This window comes from Syntrophomonas curvata (assembly GCF_052976825.1).
The window spans coordinates 812298-830100 of the sequence record NZ_CM129641.1; the positions used below are offsets into that span (position 1 = coordinate 812298).

At 48.6% G+C, this 17803-nt stretch carries 14 protein-coding genes and 1 tRNA gene; 5 read left to right on the top strand and 10 right to left on the bottom strand.

What is annotated here, in order from left to right; translation table 11 throughout:
- Positions 1-17: 17 nt before the first annotated feature.
- From ACU70B_RS03485 to pflB, 10 genes are all read right to left on the bottom strand, one after another.
- The gene (locus tag ACU70B_RS03485) at positions 18-956 is read right to left on the bottom strand and encodes a thiamine pyrophosphate-dependent enzyme (RefSeq protein ID WP_447184969.1); all 939 of its coding nucleotides are present in this window, start codon (positions 954-956) and stop codon (positions 18-20) included.
- Positions 957-986: 30 nt separating this feature from the next.
- On the bottom strand, positions 987-2117 hold the full coding sequence (locus ACU70B_RS03490; RefSeq protein ID WP_447184970.1) for a hypothetical protein: 1131 nt from the start codon (positions 2115-2117) through the stop codon (positions 987-989).
- Between the two features lie 4 nt (positions 2118-2121).
- Complete coding sequence (locus tag ACU70B_RS03495) at positions 2122-2379, bottom strand: 4Fe-4S dicluster domain-containing protein (protein WP_447184971.1); 258 nt, start codon at positions 2377-2379, stop codon at positions 2122-2124.
- A gap of 38 nt (positions 2380-2417) precedes the next feature.
- Complete coding sequence (locus ACU70B_RS03500) at positions 2418-2960, bottom strand: 2-oxoacid:acceptor oxidoreductase family protein (protein WP_447184972.1); 543 nt, start codon at positions 2958-2960, stop codon at positions 2418-2420.
- Between the two features lie 465 nt (positions 2961-3425).
- Positions 3426-3501: transfer RNA gene (locus ACU70B_RS03505), tRNA-Ala, on the bottom strand.
- A gap of 252 nt (positions 3502-3753) precedes the next feature.
- On the bottom strand, positions 3754-4254 hold the full coding sequence (locus ACU70B_RS03510; RefSeq protein ID WP_447184973.1) for a CarD family transcriptional regulator: 501 nt from the start codon (positions 4252-4254) through the stop codon (positions 3754-3756).
- A 60-nt stretch (positions 4255-4314) separates the two neighbouring features.
- A complete protein-coding gene (locus tag ACU70B_RS03515; RefSeq protein ID WP_447184974.1) occupies positions 4315-4803 on the bottom strand; it encodes a MarR family winged helix-turn-helix transcriptional regulator in 489 nt (162 codons plus the stop codon).
- Positions 4804-4976: 173 nt separating this feature from the next.
- Positions 4977-6956 (bottom strand): S-layer homology domain-containing protein, encoded by a 1980-nt coding sequence (locus ACU70B_RS03520; protein ID WP_447184975.1) that lies wholly within the window; start codon positions 6954-6956, stop codon positions 4977-4979.
- Positions 6957-7085: 129 nt separating this feature from the next.
- The gene (gene pflA / locus ACU70B_RS03525) at positions 7086-7826 is read right to left on the bottom strand and encodes a pyruvate formate-lyase-activating protein (RefSeq protein ID WP_447184976.1); all 741 of its coding nucleotides are present in this window, start codon (positions 7824-7826) and stop codon (positions 7086-7088) included.
- A gap of 82 nt (positions 7827-7908) precedes the next feature.
- Positions 7909-10137 carry a formate C-acetyltransferase gene (pflB, locus tag ACU70B_RS03530; RefSeq protein ID WP_447184977.1) on the bottom strand — a complete coding sequence of 743 codons (2229 nt, stop codon included), beginning with the start codon at positions 10135-10137 and terminating at the stop codon, positions 7909-7911.
- Between the two features lie 173 nt (positions 10138-10310).
- Here pflB and ACU70B_RS03535 point away from each other — a divergent pair, with 173 nt between their 5' ends.
- The 5 genes from ACU70B_RS03535 to pepF all read left to right on the top strand — a co-directional run bounded on the left by ACU70B_RS03535 (position 10311) and on the right by pepF (position 17767).
- Positions 10311-12242, top strand: coding sequence for an ABC-F family ATP-binding cassette domain-containing protein (locus tag ACU70B_RS03535; protein WP_447184978.1), 1932 nt, complete (start codon positions 10311-10313; stop codon positions 12240-12242).
- Positions 12243-12382: 140 nt separating this feature from the next.
- Positions 12383-13435 (top strand): GTPase HflX, encoded by a 1053-nt coding sequence (gene hflX, locus ACU70B_RS03540; RefSeq protein WP_447185696.1) that lies wholly within the window; start codon positions 12383-12385, stop codon positions 13433-13435.
- 65 nt (positions 13436-13500) lie between these two features.
- Positions 13501-14757 carry an LCP family protein gene (locus ACU70B_RS03545; RefSeq protein WP_447184979.1) on the top strand — a complete coding sequence of 419 codons (1257 nt, stop codon included), beginning with the start codon at positions 13501-13503 and terminating at the stop codon, positions 14755-14757.
- A gap of 177 nt (positions 14758-14934) precedes the next feature.
- Complete coding sequence (locus tag ACU70B_RS03550; RefSeq protein ID WP_447185697.1) at positions 14935-15819, top strand: LCP family protein; 885 nt, start codon at positions 14935-14937, stop codon at positions 15817-15819.
- Positions 15820-15970: 151 nt separating this feature from the next.
- Positions 15971-17767: an oligoendopeptidase F gene (gene pepF / locus ACU70B_RS03555; protein WP_447184980.1), complete on the top strand. Its 1797-nt coding sequence runs from the start codon at positions 15971-15973 to the stop codon at positions 17765-17767.
- The last annotated feature ends 36 nt before the right edge of the window (positions 17768-17803 follow it).

Here is a 17803-nt window from a genome sequence, read left to right on the forward strand (position 1 = left end):
CACTGAACAAGCGAAAGCTATATCGTAATCTTCGCCCGTTCCCGCATAAAGGCGATCTCGTGATCGATGTCGCCCTGAATTTCGGCAATGCGCTGCGCCGCGTCAGGGCCTTTAAGCAGGCGGCTGAAGCGACCCTGCTTCATTACATATTCGTCCACCGGTTCAGCCGCCTTTTTGCCGCTGATGATATGCGAACTGGGGTTATTAAAACTGATCTTGCCATTCTCCCCTTCCCATAACAGCCAGGCGCCGCTGCGCACAGCCATACGGCTCATCTGCACGGTTTCGGGCATATCGAACTGCCAGCCTAAGTAGCAGGGGGCCAGGATTTCGATATATTTCATGCCACGGATGCCTTTAGCTTTTACCACTTTGTCGTACAGGTCGCCGGGGTAAGCCACGGTGGCGGTAGCCACGTAGGGAATATTGTGCTCCAGCATCAGCAGGGCCATGTTTTTCTTGGGCTGGCGCTTGCCGGTGGGGGTGGTGGTGGTGAAGCTGCCCCGCGGGGTGGCGCCGCTGCGCTGCACGCCGGTGTTGCTGTAGGCTTCGTTGTTATAGCAAAAATGAATGATATTATCGTTGCGCTCGGCGGCGGCGGAAAGTGCCTGAAAGCCGATGTCATAGGTGCCGCCGTCGCCCACCCAGCTGAATACGGTAGGCAGCTCGCCCTGCAGACGCCCCTTTTCCTGCATTATTTCAAGCGCGTGGGTAATACCGGAGGCCGACGAACCGGCGGTCGCAAAGCAGATATTAATACCGGGCCAGTTATAGCCCAGCTTGGGGGTCATGCCCATGCTGGCCACCGCGCAGGAGGGGGTCAGCAGCATGACAGCGTTGGGACCCAAAGCCTTGCCCACGATACGCAAGGCCATAGTGGCCGGGCAGCCGCCGCAGGCGCCGTTGCCGCTTAAAACCTGCTCAATATCCGGTAAGTTTTTAATACTGGTAGTCATATCTCATCCATTCCTTTCATGGTCATGCATTTATTCATCCATCATGGCGCGGATCTCATCGGCCATGAAGCGGCGGGTCAGATCGATGCCGCCAATGCCCATAACCCGGTTTTTAACCGTGATATCGCTGCGCCGGCCAAAGAGCACGCTTTTCAGTTCGGAGGCCAAAATGCCGCCGGGATGGCCGAAATTATAGTTGCGATCCAAGACCATTACCTGCGCATTTTGCGGCAAGGCCTCGACGATATCCTCGGCCGGGAAGGGCAGATACAGGCGCGGCCGCAACAGGCCGGCCTTTATGCCCTGCTCGCGCAGGATATCGACGGAAAGCCTTAATTCCGCCGCCATGCTGTTGACCGCAAAGGCTACCACTTCGGCGTCTTCCAGCCGGTAGGTATCGATGGTGTCGCCGTCCCACATGCCGGTGATATCCTTGTATTCCTGCGCCGCCTGCTTTGCCAGCGGGATGGCCGCCATGATATCGTCGGACAGCATCTGGCGGAAGGGTGCGTATTCAGCCGCCATGGTCACATTGCTGAAGGAAGAGGGATGAGCCGGGTCGAGCCGCCATTCCGGTTCATGCGGAGGCAGAAAACGGTCGATATCCTCCTGGGGCGGTATGGTAAGGGGCATCAGACAATGGGAAATGGCAAAGCCGTCAAAGTTGACCATTACCGGGATATTGATCTGTTCGGCCAGGCGGAAGGCCTGTAAAATGGTGTTGAACACCTCCTGGTTGGAGGAGCAGTGATATTGGATCCAGCCGGTATCGCGCTGGGCAAATGAGTCCTGATGATCGGCCCATAGGGTCCAGGGGGCAAATATACCGCGGTTGACGTTGCACATTACAACCGGCAAACGCCCGCCGGAAGCCATATGCAACACCTCGTGCATATACAGCAGGCCGTTGGCCGAGGTGGCTGTGAAGACGCGGGCGCCGGCAGCGGATGCGGCCACGGCAGCGGCCATGGCGCTGTGTTCGCCTTCCACCGGAATGAAGCGGGCATTAAGTTCGCCGTTTTCAACCATGGCAGCCACCGCTTCCATAATGCTGGTCTGAGGGGTGATGGGGTAGCCGGGCACTACGTCCACCCGGGCGCTTTTTACGGCCAGCGCGGCGGCATGGGCACCGGTATCCATTATAACTTGCGCTGCTTTCATACTGCTACTCCTCCTTTTCCATGCGTATGGCGCCGGTAGGGCATTCTGCGGCGCATATGCCGCAGCCCTTGCAGTAGCGGTAATCAATCGTAATTTCGTGGCGGTCGATAACCGCCTCCGGACAATACACCCAGCAAAATTGGCATTTGGTGCATATCTTAATGTCAACTACCGGACGGTGTACCCGCCAGGAACCGGTGTCACCGCCGGCTCCCTTCATCGGCCAGGAAATGGGCCGGTAGGCTTTCGTAATTGATTTCATTATGTCCATTCCTTTCGCTAATCGAAATATAAAGCGCGCTATAAGCTAATCTGCGTTACGGTGCTATAAGCCTTGCCGGCGGCGCCCAGATTACGTTCGCCGTTATTGCCCGGCCATTTATTCCGTATGGTTTGTTCCATAATATTTTGCGGGATGTTTAACACCCGGCACACCGCGCCAAACAGCGGAATATTGATAAAGGGCCCGTCGGCGGAAAATAATCCGGCTTCGCGGGCGATGGCGTCGGCATCCACCCGCCAGGTAGGGTGTTTCTCTACAGCTGCGGTGTGGGGAGCATTGATGATCACGGCACCGTTTTCATTAATGCCTTCATTGACTGCCGCTTCGGTCAGTTTTTCGCTCATCACTACCACATAATCCGGCAGCTCGCATTGACTGTGGGCGTGGATAGTGGTGGGAGACATGCGTACTGCCGCCCGTACCGGAGCTCCACGCCTTTCCACCCCGAAGAAAGGCAAGGCTTGTCCCTGATCACCATTTTCCAGCGCAGCCTGCGCTAACATGTGAGCCAGGGTAACGGAGCCCTGCCCGCCAAATCCGTTGATTCGCAGTTCCAACATATTATTCCTCCATTCTTGCATGGTGCTGCCAGAGTTACATGTTATCTGAAGTTTTCAATGAAACCAGATTTCCTCCCGTGCTTTAAGTCACCAAAAATTTACTTGCCGCATTACCTACTTACTAAGTGTCCTGGTGGTATGACCAGTTATATTGTAAGGTATATTCTGTCATTTAAGCAATATTCCTTTCAAAGTTTTGGATTTATTTGCGAGTAATAGTACCGGCGTTTAGCATGTCTTTTTATTTTATGGGACACTTTCCCGTTTTGCGAAATTTATTTTACCTTAAGAATTAATGATGATAACGGCAGGGAAACTGATGATAATATTAAAGACAGAAAAATCCTTCCACAAGAGAAGGATAAAGGCAGAAAAACAACCTATTCTTTTTATTCGGGATGGCGGTCCTGGATAAATTTTATACCCCGGTTGCAGTATTTTAGTTACTGCAACCACTTCAAACACTGGTGGAGACGAGGGGATTCGAACCCCTGACCCCCTCGTTGCGAACGAGGTGCTCTCCCAGCTGAGCCACGCCCCCACGAATTAATAGTTTGCTTGGTGTGTTCCACTTTATTTTTAACCTATTTATTATAACACAAGGTGGTCAAATATGAAAGTAAAGTGCGTAAAATCGAGTTTTATAAAGTTACAAGGAAATAAATTATAGCAAATAAAACGAAGTCATAGAGCAGTGAGAATGAGGACATATAAACAGGGCATAATGCAGCCAAGACCTTGCAATGATGATTTGGTGCTACACCGGCAGGGTGACAACCCAGGCGGCTTCCCTTTATTTTTTCTTAATATGTTTAATAATGTAAGAACCAACTGCATCGCATGAAATATCCAGGGCTATTGATAATTCTTGATTTAACTGCTTTTCGGCTTCATTCAAAATGTCTTCATCTGTCTTGGTGAGTTTTCTGCCACTGGCGGATCTTGCTTTTTTTTCTAAATACAGCGTTTTAATAATCTTTACCCAGTTTTCATGATTTCCTGATTTAAGAGCGGCTTTAAAATCAGCAGTTCTTTGTTTCTCATTATCAATCCAAACGGTTTTTATTTCCGGCATCGCCGCTATTAGCGACATTGCATCATGTTTACTGATTACGGCTCTCATCATAATACTTTGACTATTTACAGGAACCTTTATGGTCATATTGTTGTTGTAAACGGGATTTAAAACATAGTACTGGGTTTCATTAGAGCTGATATATTCGTCTTTTCTTATGTCTGTAATTTGGCATACTCCTGTTAAGCCATACACAACATAATCATTTACGTGAAACATAAGTTTTTCTCCTTTCTCTTAAAAAAGCAAAGTGGATCGCCTGCGCTTACCAAACAATATTTAGTGCTTGCTGGTATGTATATCCTTTCCGGTTTCTTTTTCCTGATAGACTGTTTTCATGGCTTGATAGACTTTATTAATGGTATCAATCATTATCATACAGTCCACTTCTTTGAATTTTGAAAATTCCTTCTCCAAACCTTCGGCGAAGCTAAGAACATACTTCTGAATATACTGCTCTCCCAGTTCGGTTGCCTGCACCAATACAACACGTTTATCAGACGGGGAAGTAATTTTTTTGACGATATTCAATTCAACCATTTCGTTAATAAACTTTGTTGTATTGGGAGGCAATAACCCAGATACATTGCTGATATCGGAAACGCGTGAACTACCAGTATCCCCGCCAATTTTATGAATCGCGCTTAATATACGTAAATAGACCGGTTTCATATTATCTGGCAACTGCGGTAATAATGTCAATGCTTGCTTGGCACATTCAAGTGCATCCACGATATTGTTTACTAGTTTGTCATCCAATTTATCCAACCGTAGCACCCCAAATAATTATAAAGTATAATTATATTATATAATAAAATGGGGAAATGTCAAAAGTCTCTAATAATATGATTTAATGGAATGGGTTTAAGGGGGAGGCTTGTCTTGAATACAAAAAAACAGCACCTGCACTGGGGAGGCAGGTGCTGTTTCGAAAATGGCTGTTACATCTGAGTCATATAAAGGTCTAAAAGTTGGGTAGAACCGTGCCACGAGGTATCAGTCACTTCAAAGTCTTTGCCATTTATGCGGACGATGGCTCCGATGAGGTTATAGTTAGAACCGCTATAGCTGAAGTGGGCTGGATCAGTAATTACGATTCTATCGAAGCTTATCCACTGACGGTTGGCGTAAATAGAAACGCCTGCGGTGGCCCCTTCCTGATATTTAGCGTTATTTACATAGAATACATATTTCATCGGCTGGTTGCTCCAGGCTCCGGTAGCTTCGCTAGTATCTATGATTACAGCCTGCAGGTTGGCATTAAAATCGATTCGGTCAATACTATAGATCTTATTGCCATAACGGCATTTAAAAGAAGAATCCAGGTTATATTGTTTGCCGCCGATACGGATGAGGTTGCGGCTGACTACCATTACCTGTTCTATGTCGTAAACGATATTGTCTTTTAATATTTTCACCTCGGACGCATCGCGATAGACATCGTTAATCATAACCCAGTTACTGAGTGTACTGGTAACACAATAAAAGATAAATTTCTCTTTATACATTTGCAGGTGGTTAATCTTATACTGGTTGCCATCAACAAGCATTATTACGTTACTGCACTGGTAGCTTTGGCTATTAACCGTGAAACTTCCAGCTGCGTCTATACTTACCTCAGAAAGACGATAGCGTCTTCCGTCGATAATAAATTCTATATCTCTGACTGTAGCCATATTAAGGGTGTTGTTGTCAACAAAAATAGATGATATTTTACCTAAAGTCATGGAATTGATTACAACCGCTTCGGTTTCGAGCAATTGCAGATTATTATCGGTCGGGGATAGAATGGCTCTTTGGATATCGTAATATTTACTTCCTGCCGATATGGTAACCCGATCCTGACCCAGGTTATAAATCTTGCCGTTAAGCTGCACCCTATACTGATCTAGCAGGAGCAGGTCGGATAAATAGTTTTCGCTATTAGCTGAGTTAATATAGACTTTTATATAATCTGAATCATATTTTAAAGAACCCACCGTAAGATTAGCAATTTTTTGACCAGCGGGGTAAATTACCAGCTTATTGCCGTTAACCATGATTTTATCGACTTCGTACCGCTTGTTATGGACAATCAAGTCCAGGTCGTCAAGGGAGGCATTAAGAGCAAAGCTATAACTGCCATTTACATAGAGGCTGTTCTGCTTGGAGGAAAGGGTGTTAACTTTTACATCGTTGAACCCGACTCTGATGCTTACCGGGGTAAGAGCCAAATCATAAAGTTCATCACCGACGGCGATAGCACTGAAAGAGCCGCTTATCGGATTTACCGGATTAGATGTAGGAGAAGGCGCAGATGTCGGTGCCCCGCCGTTTACCTCCATAAAATTAAGTATCAGTTTGCACATCTGAGCCCGGGTTACGTATTCAAAAGGTTTAAATTCACCCCCGGGGTATCCGGTCAATAGATTCAGATTATAGGCGGTTTTTATGTATCCACGGTACATGCTTTTTTCCACGTCGGCCTTATCGGTAAAAGAGATGGCGCCGTTATCCGGCTGCCGTCCCAAAGCCCGAACCAGCATAGCCGCCGCCTGGCTGCGTTTGAGGCCGCTGTCAGGCTGCAGCACATTGGAATATTCAGAGGGAACGAGTATCCCCTGCTTTACCGCTTCATTAATAGAACCACGAGCCCAGTGGTTCTTTATATCGCTAAAATGACTGGTTTGGGTATCGGTTGGGGTGATCCCCATACAGGATATGAGAACAGTGATAAATTCAGCCTGGCTTACGGTTTTATCGGGCTTGAACGTACCGTCTGGGTAACCGCTGATATAACCGGCCGATGACAGGGTGGAAATAAATTCGCCGGCCCAGTGTTTATTGATATCAGAAAAATCACCCGCAGCCAATCCCTGTCCTGGAAAAGAAAAAGCCAAAAAGGACATCAATACCAGGATACTCACAATTTTTTTGTTCACGAGTGTTGAACCTCCTTTTCACTCTGCTTATAATAACTACGATTTTAGTATAGTAAAACTTTCCTCCAGCGGGTTTCCTTTACTTAAAGATTAGCCAAAAATGAAGTTTTTCCTGCCTGTGAAAAGATTTTATATGACATATACCGGACGCTGGCTAACGGAAGAGACTACCCGGGCCAGTTCCTGAAGCCGGGCGGGAGAGGGCGGCTTTATATACTGCAGTTCATAATTAAGACCCAGCAGCTTCCATTTGTGGCTGCCCATGGAGTGATAGGGGAGGAGGTCTACCCGCTCCACCATGGGCAATTCCCGGATGAACAGCGCCATATTGCGCAGATCTTCATATTTATCGGTCCAGCCGGGCAGAATCACATATCTTATCCAGATGCGTACACCGCTGTCATTCAGTAACTGCAGATTATCAAGATTGAGCTGATTACCGGCTCCGGTCAGTTCATGGCTTTTTTTGCTGTTTATATGTTTTATATCGGCCAGTACCAAATCGGTAAGGGGAGCAAGGTCCCGGACTATTTGGGAACTGGTATACAGCGAGGAATCATAAGCCGTAGAAATCTTTTCTTGCCGACAGCGATGAAATACTTCTTTAATAAACCCGTGCTGCATCAGGGGCTCGCCGCCCGAAAAGGTCACACCGCCACCCGAAGCCCTGTAATAAGGGCGGTTTTTCAGAATAAGCTCCATCAGCTCTTCCGACCGATACTCCCGGGCACTCGGGCTGTTTAAAGCCCAGGTATCCGGGTTATGGCAGTATTTGCAGCGCAGGGGGCAGCCCTGCATAAAAATAACCGTTCTTATCCCCGGACCATCCAGGGTGCTGAAAGTGTCGATAGAGTGCACTTTACCTTTCATGCCAACCTCTGTTTTTATAAGAAAATATGTTGCTATCAATTCTACGCCAAACCCTTAAAAAGGTCTATCTATTATCGGCGGGTTACATATGCCGGTAAAAGGTGCGCGCGATTATCTCTTCCTGCTGTTCCCGGTTCAGCTTTATAAAGTGTACGGCATAGCCTGACACTCTAATGGTAAGATCAGGGTATTTCTCCGGGTGCTCCATGGCTTCCATGAGTACTTCCGGGCGAATGACATTGACGTTCATGTGATGGCCGCCCTGCACAAAATAACCTGCTAAGAGCCCCTTAAGGTTATTTACCTGTTCCTCGTCGGTTTTCCCCAGTGATTCTGGTACTATGGAAAAAGTAAAAGATATTCCGTCACGGGCATATTTATAGGGGATTTTAGCTACCGAATTGCAGGCTGCCAGGGCGCCGTTCTCCTCGCGCCCGTGCAGGGGATTGGCCCCCGGAGCCAGGGCTTCTCCATGCTTGCGTCCATCGGGTGTTGTCCCGGTATGTTTACCGTACATGACATTGGAGGTTATAGTCAGGACGGAAAGGGTGTGCTGGGCATTCCGGTAGGCAGGATACTTTTTCAGGTATTTGATAAACATCCGCACCAGTTCGACGGCCAACTCATCGACCCGGTCATCGTCATTACCGTAGCGGGGGTATTCCCCTTCGATTATAAAATCATTGATGATTCCCCGCTGGTCGCGCAGTGGTTTTACCCGGGCATATTTGATGGCGCTCAGGGAGTCTGCCGCCACTGAAAGGCCGGCGATGCCAAAAGCCATATAATAATGCACGTCGCTGTCATGCAAAGCCATCTGCAGGTTTTCCGGGGCATAACGGTCGTGCATGTAATGAATCACATTCATAGTGTTTACATACAGCTCGGCCAGCCAGTCCATCTGCATTTTAAGCCGCTCCAGGATCTGGTCGAAATCAAGATACTCTTTCTCGTAAACGGCCATCGCCCGTCCTACCTGGTCGCCGGTTATTTCGTCTATACCTCCGTTAATGGCATAGAGAAGCAGCTTGGCCAGGTTGCAGCGGGCACCGAATAGCTGCGATTCCTGCCCCAGCCGCATTGCCGACACACAACAGGCTATGGCATAGTCGTCGCCATAGAGAGGGCGCATCAAATCATCATTTTCATATTGGATGGAACTGGTGTTGATGGACAATCGGCAGCAGAAATCAATAAACGGGGGCGGCAGATGCATAGACCAGAGCACAGTCATATTCGGTTCTGGCGCCGACCCGAGATTATACAAGGTTTGCAGTACGCGGTAGCTGCTCTTGGTCACCAGGTGGCGCCCATCCACACCCGCGCCTCCTATGGATTCTGTCACCCAGTTAGGATCGCCGGCAAACAACTGGCCGTATTCCGGGGTACGCAGGTGACGTACCAGCCGCAGTTTAATCACCAACTGATCGATTAACTCCTGAGCCTGTTCTTCATTAATAATCCCCCGGGCCAGATCCCGTTCCAGATAGACATCCAGGAAGTTCGACACCCGCCCCAGGCTCATGGCAGCCCCGTTTTGCTCCTTGACTGCTCCCAGATAGGCAAAATAAAGCCATTGCACCGCTTCCCGGGCATCGGCTGCCGGCCGGGAAATATCGAAGCCATAGGATAAAGCCATCTCCTTTAAGGCTTGCAGAGCCCCGATTTGGTCTGAAATTCGCTCCCGCAACTGGATGGAATAGTCACTCATAGTTTTATTAAGGCTGTTAATATCACTCTCTTTGGAGCTGATTAGAAATTCAACCCCATAAAGGGGGACCCGGCGGTAGTCGGCAATAATACGGCCGCGGCCATAGGAATCAGGCAGGCCGGTTATTATACCTACCCTGCGGGCCAGTCGCATTTCCGGGGTATAAACCGTAAATACGCCGTCATTATGGGTGCGCCGGTGTTTCTTGAAAAAATCCATCATCTCCCGGGGGGGCTCGGAGCCATAAGCCCGGCAGGCCCTGACACTGGTGCGTAAGCCGCCGTAAATATTAATCGCCCGTTTCAGGGGACGGTCAGTTTGCAGTCCTGCAATTACTTCCAATTCCCGGTCAATATAGCCCGGGGGGTGGCTGTTGATAGCGATCGGGTTGTCGGCATCCACCTCAAGTACCCCGCCCCGGGAACGCTCCTGGCGCAGTAGTTCCTGGCATTTACCCCACAGTTTCCTGGTCCTTTCCGAGGGGCCGCAAAGAAATGACGCGTTATGATCATAGGGTGAATAATTTTGCTGGACAAAATCCCGTACATCGATCTCCTTCGTCCATCTTCCAGGCTTAAAATCCTGCCACTGTTCAAACACCGTCTATCCCACCTGTCAGCTGATTTTATACCTGTATTGTCTACAAAAATCAAAAAAATTAGTCATTCAGGGGCTGTCAACCAACCCGCCCTCTAATCTGCCTTGGCGAAAGAGTGCATCTTTACTATAATTATTTTATGCGCCCTTGAAGTAAAAGAACGGTTGGTGAATTCATGGTTATTTTTCAGGCCAATAATATAAATAAATCTTTTGGCGAGCACCAGGTACTAAAGTCAGCAGCCCTGGTTCTGCAGGAAAAAGACAGAGTGGGGCTGGTCGGGGTCAACGGTTCGGGAAAAACCACTCTTTTGAAATGCCTGACCGGTGAAATAGAGGCTGACAGCGGGGAGATTGCCAAACCGAATTCCTTGACGCTGGCTTACCTGGAGCAATTGCCCCAGGTGGAAGCTGCTGCCACCGTGTGGGAGGCAATGATGGACAGCTTTGCCGATATTCTGCAAATGCGTCGGCATCTCCATGGGCTGGAGCAGCAGATGGGGAGGAAAGAGTCCCGGCTGGAGAAGATCATGGGAGATTATGCCCGCGTTATGGAACAATATGAAAGGGCGGGGGGGTATGCGTGTGAAGCGTCTGCCCGCAGGATTATGCTGGGTTTGGGATTTAATGGAAATGAGATGCAAAAGCCCTTCAAAGCACTTAGCGGCGGGGAGAAGACCCGCCTAAACCTGGGACGTTTGCTGGCAGTTCAGGCGGACATAATAATGCTGGACGAACCTACCAATCATCTCGACATGCCCTCGGTGGAATGGCTGGAAGAGTGGCTTAACAACTATCCGGGAACAGTGCTGCTGGTTTCCCATGACCGGATGTTTTTGGACAGGGTAGTATCCCGGGTGGTGGAGTTAAAGGACGGCGCTCTTATCTCTTATCCCGGCAATTATTCGCGCTATCTCCAGCTTAAGGCCAGGAGCGAGGAAGCCCGGCTAAGGGCTTATGAGAAGCAGCAGGAATTTATCCGGGAAAACGAGGAATATATAAGAAAATACAAAGCCGGGATTAAATCCAGACAGGCTCGGGGAAGGCAATCCCAACTGCAGCGCCTGGAGAGACTGGAAAAAACCGGTGAAGACAAAAACATCGGCTCCTGGAGCCTGAAACCTGAGCTGGAAAGCGGGCAGGAGGTACTGTTGCTGCGGGATATAACCAAATCTTTCGGGTCCCATACCGTACTGGCAGGGATAGGATTCACCCTGCGCAAGGGAGAAAAGACAGCGGTTATAGGCCCTAATGGCTGCGGAAAGAGCACCCTGTTAAAAATCATACTTGGAATTATTGAGCCTGATCAGGGTGAGGTCAAGCTGGGAAGCAGGGTAAAGGCAGCCTATTTCTCCCAGGAGTTTGAGGATTTGGATCCCGGCAATACGGTTCTGGATGAAATCATGGACAGCTCCGGTCTGGATTTGGCCTCAGCCCGCAGCCTGCTGGGGCGTATGCTGTTCAGGGGTGATGATGTTTTTAAGCCGGTAGCCAGTTTAAGCGGGGGAGAAAAAGGCCGGTTATGCCTATTGAAGGTTATTCTCAGCGGCGCCAATTTTCTGGTTCTGGACGAGCCAACCAATCATCTGGATATTGCAAGCCGACAGGCGGCGGAAGAATTGCTGTCTGGTTATTTAGGAACGGTGTTGCTGGTTTCCCACGACCGCTATTTTATTGACCGATTGGCCACCCGGGTTGCAGCCCTGGATGATAAAAAACTGACTTTCTACCCCGGAAACTACAGCTATTATCATGAAAAACTTAAGCAATTGCAGGCCAGTCAGTCAGCTCCGGCCAAGAATGAGCGCAAAGAGAACAGCAAGCAGCAGCATTTCCGTACGGAGCAGAAAAATTGGCAGCGGGAAGCCCGCCGGCTGCAAAGCACGTTACAGACGGTGGAAGAGGAAATCAGTCGCTTGGAAGATAGAAAAGCAGAACTGGAAAGGATTCTGGCCGATCCGGGCATTTATACCGGGAACGAACGGGCTCGCGTCTACAGCTCAGAATATCAGCATTTGGAAGAGGAATTAGCCTCGGCTTATACCCGTTGGGAAAGGTCGTTGGAGGAAATCGAGAATCATCATGGCAATAAGCAGGTGTTGGGCTAAAAGTCGGTAATAACCCGCATGACCGAATGAAACATGTACTGCCCTCGCAGGGGATATAATCTGCGGATATTTTCCTGTTAAACGAAATTAAATTATTTAGGAGTGAATAACTGCTGTCAGAAGAAAAGGTTTTACTCGTAATTATTAACAGAAAGAAAGATAGTATAGATATTGAATCCTCCCGCAAGGAAATGGAAGATCTGGCGGAGGCTGCCGGAGGCCGGGTCGTAGCGGTACTCACCCAATCCCGGGAGCGGGCTGATAGTGCAACCTGTATAGGGCGGGGCAAACTGGAGGAATTAAAGAAGCTGGCAGAAGAGTTGGAACCTGATTTAATTATTTTTAATACAGAGCTTTCCCCGGTTCAATTGCGCAACCTGGAAAACGGTCTTGACCTAAGGGTCATAGATCGCACTATGCTTATTCTGGATATATTTGCCCGGCGGGCCCGGTCGCGTGAAGGCATACTGCAGGTACAACTTGCCAGTTTGGAGTACAGGCTGCCGCGGCTTACCGGCATGGGAAAAGAGCTGAGCCGAACCGGCGGAGGAATAGGCACCCGCGGGGCCGGCGAGCAGAAGCTGGAAATGGATCGGCGTGTCATCCGCAGACGCATAAAGGATATAAAACAGCAATTGCAGAAGGTGCAAAAAACCCGTGAACTCCATCGCAAACAGCGCCGGCGGGGCGGATTGCCCCTTATCTCTTTGGTGGGATACACCAATGCCGGGAAATCTTCGCTCTTTAATGCCCTCTGCAGAATTGGCCACAGCAGTGGAAGCGGGCAGGTTGAGGCTGATGACCGGCTTTTTCAGACCCTGGATACCACCATACGTAAAATTAGCATTCGTCCCGGGCAGGAGATACTAATTTCTGATACCGTAGGTTTTATTCAGGATCTGCCGCTTAACCTGGTGGCAGCCTTTCGCTCCACCCTGGAAGAAGTCCTGGAGGCTGATTTGCTCCTGCACGTGGCCGATATCTCCGATCCCGATTACCTGGATAAAATAGACACTGTTGATGAAGTATTGCAGGAACTCGGTGCCGATGGGGAGCGGGTCCTGCGGGTGTTTAATAAAATCGACCTGCTGGAAGCGTCTGCTTCTCCCGGGTTTGAAAGCCCCTGCATATCAGCGCGCTATGGTATTGGTATAAGGGATTTGTTGGAGACCATAGCGCTGAAAGTTATGTGAAAGCGAACTGGAAATTGCTAAAATAAATTGGATTTCGTATATAGTTAAGGGAAAGAGGAGAAAACGTGGGTCGGGTTAAAGCAAATTACGGATTAATAATTCTTTGTCTGTCAGTTTTTTTAATTACTTTCGGTGCAGGGGCATTTATCGGCAACCATATGCAGGTAGGGCCGTTTGACCGTTCCATTACCGCCAAAGCTGAACGGGGAAAGCGGATTAATATATTGTTTATGGGAATTGACGCCCGTAAAACGGAGACCAATTCCCGCAGCGATACCATGATTCTGGCCAGTGTAGATACCAAAGCCAATAAAATAGCCATGGTGTGGATTCCCCGCGATACCAAGGTCGAAGTCAAACGAAACCGTTATGATAAAATAAACAGTGTAAACTATTTGCAGGGTCCTGAGGCTGCCTGCAAGGTGGCGGGCGATCTGCTCGACATCCGGGTAGATCATTATGTGGTAACTAATTTTGACGGATTTGCCCGGATCGTAGATATTCTGGGCGGCGTTACCCTGGAGGTGCCGCCGGATATGAAGCATAATGATCCGGATCCCAAGCTGCGGATCAATCTGTCCCCGGGGGTACGGAGGCTGAACGGACAGGAGGCTTTGGGTTACGTACGATTCCGGGGCACTCCGACTGCCGATATCGGCCGTACCGGGAGACAGCAGAAGTTTATCAAGGCTCTGGCGGAAGAGATGCTGCAGGGTAAAACCATATTAAAGTTACCGGAACTGCTGCCTGAACTATCCAAGAATGTGCATACCAACATACCGGTAAAAGATATGCCGGCCATGGTAAAAGTGGCCAGAAATTTCAGCTCCCAGGAAATATACACCCAGACCTTGCCGGGATATTCTTATACCGACCGGCAAACCGGTGCCAGTTACTGGCAGGCTGACCCGGAAATAGCCAAGGGGATTATCGATGATCTGTTTGCGGGCAAGAAGTACGATGTTGCCCAAGATCCGCCGAAGTGGATAAAGAAACAGCCGCAGATACAAGTGCAGCCGGTGGCAGAGGAAACTGAAGATACACTAAATGAAGAAAACGCGGCCGGCGAGGGGAAAGAACAGCCCGAAGACAAGGGTAATCCTGGTGAAGTAGAAGTACCGTCTGAATTACCGGGCGATAAACTTCCCGGCGAGCCGGGCCGAGAGCCTGGAATACAGCCGGGCGTGCAACCAGGAACAGATCCGGGTAATAATACGCCGCCTGACAGCAGCGGAGAAACAACCTTGCCTAAACCGGAGGAACAGCCAACCCCGGTACCTGAACCGGCGCCCGAAGACAATACCGGTGTGTATGGATACTAACTCATACTGATAACCTAAAAACAGTAAGAACCCGGCCTTGAGCTAAGGCCGGGTTTGTTCATATGATAAAAAGTCCGGGGTGAACTGCATAGAATGCCGCCATGTTCTGTTACCTGTATTGAAAACATAAGATTAGTAACAATAAACGGGCGAGAGAGAGGGTAGCGATTGAAAAGAATGATACAGCCCCGATTTATATTGCTGCTGATACTAAGCTTTACGCTGCTGGGAGCTGAAATAAATCATGCCTGGCCCCACTCTATAAAAAGCAGGATTAGTCAGGGTGAAGTGGTAAACATTCTTTTAATGGGCATTGATGCCCGGCCGGGAGAGCAAAACACCCGCAGTGATACCATGATTGTAGCCAGTATAAATTATGAACAGGGCAAAATTGTACTGCTGTCCATACCCCGGGATACCAGAGTCGATGGTTGGGATAGAACCGGAAAAATAAACATGGTTAACCAATTAAAGGGCCCCCGTGAAAGCTGCCAGGAAGTATCGCGCCTGTTGGGCAAAAAGGTGGATTACTACATACTTACCAATTTTCAGGGTTTTGAAAAGATGATTGATACCCTGGGAGGTGTGGATATGTACGTAGACATAAACCTCAAAAGCTATTCCCAGGGTGTTTATCTGGAAAAAGGCCAGCGCCATCTCAATGGCAAAGAGGCCTTGACGTATGTTCGTTTCCGGGAAACCCAGCAGGGAGATATCGGGAGAACGGCCAGACAGCAAAGGCTGTTGAAGGCATTAGCCCAACAAATCGGCCGCAAGGAGACGGTTTCGCGCTTGCCCCGGTTGATAGCTCAATTACGGGAAAATGTCCAAAGCAATATATCCTTAAGCGATATAGTCTACCTGGCCAATATCATACCCGGACTGAAGGAAGATGATATCATAAGCCAGACCTTGCCCGGCTATCATTTTGTCGATCCCTACAGCGGCGCCAGTTACTGGGAGGCGGATCGGGAGATAGCGCTAAGTATTATTGATTCCCTGTTTAAAGGCGAGCGTTTTGAAGTGCACCTGCAGAGTCCCCCCTGGGCAAGGGATTACTGATATTTAAGGCCGAACTGTATAATCCGTGATTATTTTTCTAATTATAGCCTGTGTTCCTGCTAATACTAACACCTAAGACCATGCTATAATATTGCTGGCGCCAGGTTGGATAATTTTACTATGTTCTGGTGCCTGGAAAGGGAGGAAGCAGATGACTGAAGGAATCAAGAAGCGGAGTGAAATAGCTGAGGAACATAAATGGAAACTGGAAGACGCTTATAGCGACCAGGAAAGCTGGGAGCGGGATTTCAGACAGGTACAGGATAAGTTGCCGGAAATAGGGGAATTTAGGGGCAGATTATCGGAATCGGCCAACGGCCTGTATAATGCTCTTAAAATATTGGAAGAACTACAGCGCCGTTCGGAGAAGCTGTACGTATATGCTAAAATGCGCCGGGATGAGGATAATGCCAATACCAGCTTCCAAACCCTTTATGAGCGGATTGAACGCTTAAGTGTGCAGGTAAGCAGTGCCACAGCTTTTGTTATTCCGGAAATTACAGCTACAGACCAGGAAAAAATGGAACAATTTTTTCAGCAAGAAGAGAAGCTGAAAAAATATCGGCATTTTATGGAGGAATTATGGCGGCAGAAATCGCACATCCTGTCTCCGGAAGAAGAACGCGTACTGGCCATGAGTGCGGATCTGGCGACTGCGGCTCAAAACATCTTTACCATGTTTAACAATGCGGATATAAAATTCCCCCAGATAAAAGATGAAAACGGCAAAGAAGTAGAACTGACCAAGGGCAGGTATGGCCGTTACATGGAAAGCAGCGACCGGCGGGTACGGCAGGAGGCCTTTAGTGGCCTTTACCACAGCTATGGCAAGTTTAAAAACACTTTGGCCAGTACCTTGGCCTCCGCTGTTAAAAGGGATATTTTTTATGCCCGGGTGCGCCAATATCCTTCTGCTTTGGAGGCTGCCCTGGATCAGGATAATATAGCGGCCGATGTCTATAACCAACTGATTAAAACGGTTCACGATAAGATGGATTATATGTATCGTTATATGAGATTGCGGAAAAAAGTTCTGGGTGTGGACCAGCTGCACATGTACGATATCTATACCCCGCTGATAAGCGAATACCGGGTAGAGATACCCTATGAAGAGGCCTGCGAGAAGGTTCTGGCTGGTCTTAGACCCCTGGGAGAAGAATACCTTGCCCTGCTTAAAAACGGAATGGAATCAGGCTGGATTGATGTCTACGAAAACGAGGGCAAGACCAGCGGAGCTTATTCCTGGGGAACATTCGATACCCATCCCTATGTATTAATGAACTATGACAACAAGCTGGACGACGTATTCACTCTGGCTCACGAGTTGGGACATTCCCTGCATTCGTATTACTCCAATCATAACCAGCCCTTTATATACAGCCAGTATACTATTTTTCTGGCTGAGGTCGCATCAACGGTCAACGAGTCTTTACTGATTGATTTTCTCCTGAAGCATTCCAGCAACCGGCAGGAAAAAATGTACCTCATCAATCACTACCTGGAGCAGTTCCGGGGAACAGTTTATCGCCAGACCATGTTTGCTGAATTTGAAAAAATTATTCATGAAATGGTGGAACAGGGTGGAGGACTGACCCCCGATGAATTATGCCGTATTTACCGGGAACTGAATATCCTTTATTTTGGTCCCGATGTGGTGATTGATAAGGAAGTTGAAGTCGAATGGTCGCGAATACCTCATTTCTATTCAGCCTTTTATGTGTACAAATACGCCACCGGCTTTTCCGCTGCCACCGCAATCAAGGAAAAAATATTGGAAGAAGGCGAACCTGCCGTGACCCGTTACCTGGATTTCTTGAAATCGGGAAGCTCGGATTATCCGTTAAACCTTCTGCATAAAGCCGGGGTAGATTTAACTACCCCCCAGCCGGTCGAGAAGGCGCTGGATTATTTCGGCCATCTGCTGGATGAGATGGAAAGACTGCTATAAACATGAAAGGAGGCTGTCCCAAAAGGACGGCCTCTT